At 65.9% G+C, this 2,909-nt stretch carries 2 protein-coding genes and 1 pseudogene; all 3 read left to right on the forward strand.

Annotation, left to right across the window (positions count from 1 at the left end; genetic code table 11):
* Positions 1-523: pseudogene (gene sucA, locus ACI2JH_RS16885) on the forward strand (2-oxoglutarate dehydrogenase E1 component); the annotation flags it as partial.
* Positions 524-564: 41 nt separating this feature from the next.
* Entirely contained in the window at positions 565-1,776 is a 1,212-nt protein-coding gene (gene sucB / locus ACI2JH_RS16890; RefSeq protein ID WP_182656755.1) for a dihydrolipoyllysine-residue succinyltransferase, read from the forward strand.
* 132 nt (positions 1,777-1,908) lie between these two features.
* On the forward strand, positions 1,909-2,909 hold a 1,001-nt coding region (locus ACI2JH_RS16895), incomplete at its 3' end, for an FAD-dependent oxidoreductase (RefSeq protein WP_404736771.1).

Consider the following 2,909-nt stretch of genomic DNA (forward strand, 5'->3'; position numbering starts at 1 on the left):
CCTGACCACCCGCAAGCCGCTGGTGGTGATGTCGCCGAAGTCGCTGCTGCGCCACAAGCTGGCCGTGTCGACGCTGGAAGAGCTGGCCAATGGCGAGTTCCAGCACCTGATCGGTGACGCCAAGGCCGACCCGAAGAAGGTCAAGCGCGTGGTGCTGTGCTCGGGCAAGGTCTACTACGACCTGCTGGAAGACCAGACCAAGCGTGGCCAGGAAGACGTGGCGATCATCCGCGTGGAGCAGCTGTATCCGTTCCCGCGCGCGCTGCTGGCTGCCGAACTGAAGAAGTACGGCAAGGCCACCGACGTGGTGTGGACACAGGAAGAGCCGCAGAACCAGGGCGCGTGGTACCAGATCCGCCACCACCTGCAGTTCTGCGTCGCCTATGGCCAGAACCTCCATTACGCGGGTCGCGCGCGCTCGGCATCGCCGGCCGCCGGCCACATGGCTGACCATGTCATCGAGCAGCAGAAGCTGGTCGCCGATGCCCTGGTCAACCCGTTCGACGACTCGGTCGCCGAATAACCCTCCCCTATTCCAGAAATACGAACCCAGGAAGCTCCCGCATGGCCACCGAAGTCAAAGTCCCGGTTTTGCCCGAATCCGTCTCCGACGGCACCATCGCCACCTGGCACAAGAAGGTCGGCGACGCCGTCAAGCGTGACGAGAATCTGGTCGACCTGGAGACCGACAAGGTCGTTCTGGAAGTCCCGTCGACCGTCGACGGCGTGCTGAAGGAAATCAAGTTCCAGGAAGGCGACACGGTCACCAGCGCCCAGGTGCTGGCGATCATCGAGGAAGGCGCGGTGGCTGAAGCTGCTGCACCGGCCCCGGCCGCTGAAGAGAAGAAGGCTGAAGCCGCCCCGGCGCAGGCCACCGAGGCACCGAAGGCCGCTGCGGCTGCCCCGGCCGCATCGAAGTCGGCTGCCGATTCGCTGCCCCCGGGCGCCCGCTTCTCGGCGATCACCGAAGGCGTGAACCCGGCCGACGTGGACGGCACCGGCCGTCGCGGCGCGGTGACCAAGGAAGACATCGTCAACTACGCCCGCAACGGCGGCGCCGGCAAGGCCGGTGGTGCGCGTCCGGAAGAGCGCGTGCCGATGACCCGCATGCGCAAGCGCATCGCCGACCGCCTGATGGAGTCCAAGAACAGCACCGCGATGCTGACCACCTTCAACGAGGTCAACCTCGCCAAGGTGTCGGCTGCGCGCAAGGAGCTGCAGGAAGAGTTCCAGAAGGCCCACGGCATCAAGCTCGGCTTCATGAGCTTCTTCGTCAAGGCCGCTGCCAACGCGCTGCAGCGCTTCCCGCTGGTCAATGCCTCGGTCGACGGCAGCGACGTGATCTATCACGGCTACTCGGACATCTCCATCGCCGTGTCCACCGACAAGGGCCTGGTGACGCCGGTGCTGCGCAACGTCGAACGCCAGTCGTTCGCCGACATCGAAAAGGGCATCGCCGACTACGCCAAGAAGGCGCGTGACGGCAAGCTGGGCCTGGACGACCTGCAGGGCGGCACCTTCACCGTGACCAACGGCGGCACCTTCGGTTCACTGCTTTCCACCCCGATCATCAACCCGCCGCAGAGCGCCATCCTGGGCATGCACGCGATCAAGGAACGTCCGATCGCCGAGAACGGCCAGGTCGTGATCGCGCCGATGATGTACCTGGCGCTGTCCTACGACCACCGCATCATCGACGGCAAGGATTCGGTGCAGTTCCTGGTGGACATCAAGAACCAGCTGGAAAACCCGGGCCGCATGCTGTTCGGCCTGTAAGACCCGCCGACCCCTCCCGCCTGCGGGAGGGGTCTGTCGTTCCGGGGCACGGCCAACGGCCCTGCCCGCCTCCCGGCGCACTGCGCCACCGGCCCGCTCGCACGGGTCGAGGAATGCATCAAGGACTTTCAAATGGCTGAACAATTCGACGTCGTCGTCATCGGTGCCGGCCCGGCCGGCTACCACGCCGCCATCCGTGCCGCGCAGCTGGGCCTGAAGACGGCCTGCATCGACGCCGCGCTGGGCAAGGACGGCAAGCCCGCCCTCGGCGGCACCTGCCTGCGCGTGGGCTGCATCCCGTCCAAGGCGCTGCTGGATTCCTCGCGCCAGTACTGGAACATGGGCCACATCTTCGGCGACCACGGCATCAGCTTCAAGGACGCCAAGATGGACGTCGAAGCGATGGTTGGCCGCAAGGACAAGATCGTCAAGCAGTTCACCGGCGGCATCGCCATGCTGTTCAAGGCGAACAAGGTGGCTGCGTATTACGGCTTCGGCGAACTGCAGAAGGACAACGTGGTCAAGGTGACCCAGCACGATGGTTCGATCGTCGAGCTGAAGGGCACCAACGTGATCATCGCCGCCGGTTCGGATTCGATCGAACTGCCGTTCGCCAGGTTCGACGGTGAGACCATCGTCGACAACGTCGGCGGCCTGGACTTCACCGAAGTTCCCAAGCGCCTGGCCGTGATCGGCGCCGGCGTCATCGGCCTGGAACTGGGCAGCGTGTGGAAGCGCCTCGGCGCCGAAGTCACCATCCTGGAAGCACTGCCGGACTTCCTGGCCGCCGCCGATGCCGAAGTGGGCAAGGTCGCGCTGAAGGAGTTCAAGAAGCAGGGCCTGGACATCAAGCTGGGCGCCAAGGTGTCCAAGGCCGAAGTCACCGGCAAGGGCAAGAAGGCCGAAGTCGCGCTGACCTACACCGACGGCGAAGGCGAGAAGTCGCTGGTCGTGGACAAGCTGCTGGTGGCCGTCGGCCGTCGCGCCGCGACCAAGGGCCTGCTGGCCGAAGGCACCGGCGTCAAGATCAACGAGCGTGGCCAGATCGAAGTGGACGCGCATTGCCACACCGGCGTCAACGGCGTGTGGGCGGGCGGGGGGTGCGGGCGGGGGCCGTTGCGGGGGCCCGCGGG

This window comes from Stenotrophomonas sp. NPDC078853 (genome assembly GCF_044901215.1).
GTDB lineage: Bacteria > Pseudomonadota > Gammaproteobacteria > Xanthomonadales > Xanthomonadaceae > Stenotrophomonas > Stenotrophomonas lacuserhaii.

What these genes read in the sequence shown, in the direction of transcription:
- sucB (WP_182656755.1), top strand. Translation starts at nt 565, where the DNA reads ATGGCCACCGAAGTCAAAGTCCCGGTTTTGCCCGAATCCGTCTCCGAC.